Below are 1,184 nucleotides of genomic sequence, written 5' to 3'. Positions count from 1 at the left end.
AAAGACCATTTTTAGAATCAAATTACCGGTAGAGGGTGAACATGGAGAAGCTTAATGTAATTTGCGTTGATGACCAACGAGAGGTGTTAAGCGCGGTTCTACAAGATCTAGAACCGTTGAATAAATGGCTGAATATTGAGGATTGTGAGTCTGCTGATGAAGTGCTTGAGCTGATGGATGAGCTTGATGCAGATGGTGAAATGATCGCGTTAATTATTTCGGATCACGTGATGCCAGGTAAAACGGGTGTTGAGCTGCTGACGGAAATTTCCAAAGACAGCCGCTTTGTTCGCACTCGCAAAGTCTTGTTGACTGGGCAGGCCACGCACACTGATACGATCAATGCGATTAACTCTGCGGGCATCGATCGCTATTTCGAAAAGCCTTGGCAAGCCAATCAGTTGATTGAGTGCGTAAGAAACCTCGTTACACAATACATTTTTGATATGGGGCTCGATTACACGCAATATCACGAGCACTTAGATCAAAACGTTGTGTTTGACCGCTTAAGATAGGTGGGTAAAGTTAACCTGAGTTTTCGCCACAGCCACGTTCTGTTTCGACATAAAAGTCGGTAACTAAAAGGTGGCTGTGCGGAACAGATGAGAATGACAAAATTCGAACTACGAATTCAATGAATATCGGCTAGCACTTGCGACAGATAAGGGTTTTGAGAACCAGTAACCTTGTAAATAGTCGACGCCCATCTGAGTAAAGAAGTCGCACATCTTCGCATCCTCAATGCCTTCAATCACTACCTCAATATTGTTCTCGTGGCACATTGCAATCAAAAACTTTAGGTACTCTCGCGAAGAGTGGTTTGTCAGCGTTTTCCAAGCCATCGATTTATCGATTTTTATCTGCGTCATCGGTAAATCAAAGAAGCAGTTTAAAGAACTGTACCCGGAACCAAAGTCATCCAAAGACAACGCAAAGCCCAACTCACGAAGCGTGTTTAAGGGGGCCATAGCCGTTTGGTTGTTATCCAAAATGAATGTTTCGGTGAGCTCTAGCACGATAGACTGAGGTGCGACGCCAGCCTCGTCAGCCATGGCTTTGATTCTTGAGGGAAACTCACCATTCATAAGCTGCAGAACGGAGACGTTTACGTTCACTCTTACTTCATTTTGGTAGCGTTCACGGTATTGTTTTATGAACTGACAAGCTTTCGCGAACACTTGATA

1 protein-coding gene and 1 pseudogene are annotated in these 1,184 nt (G+C 44.1%); one reads left to right on the top strand and one right to left on the bottom strand.

The features are described 5' to 3' along the window. Nucleotides 1–41: 41 nt before the first annotated feature. Nucleotides 42–515, top strand: coding sequence for a response regulator (locus R7E00_RS24325; RefSeq protein ID WP_318120125.1), 474 nt, complete (start codon nt 42–44; stop codon nt 513–515). A gap of 108 nt (nt 516–623) precedes the next feature. Here R7E00_RS24325 and scrG read toward each other — a convergent pair. After that, nucleotides 624–1,184 (bottom strand): annotated as a pseudogene (gene scrG, locus R7E00_RS24320) (regulatory protein ScrG); the annotation flags it as partial.

The organism is Vibrio sp. Vb1755, assembly GCF_033338635.1.
In the GTDB taxonomy this organism is placed as follows: domain Bacteria; phylum Pseudomonadota; class Gammaproteobacteria; order Enterobacterales; family Vibrionaceae; genus Vibrio; species Vibrio alginolyticus.
This window is presented reverse-complemented; position numbering and strand designations above follow the sequence as displayed.

Coding starts and splice junctions, on each gene's coding strand:
- R7E00_RS24325 (WP_318120125.1), top strand. CDS start 42: ATGGAGAAGCTTAATGTAATTTGCGTTGATGACCAACGAGAGGTGTTA.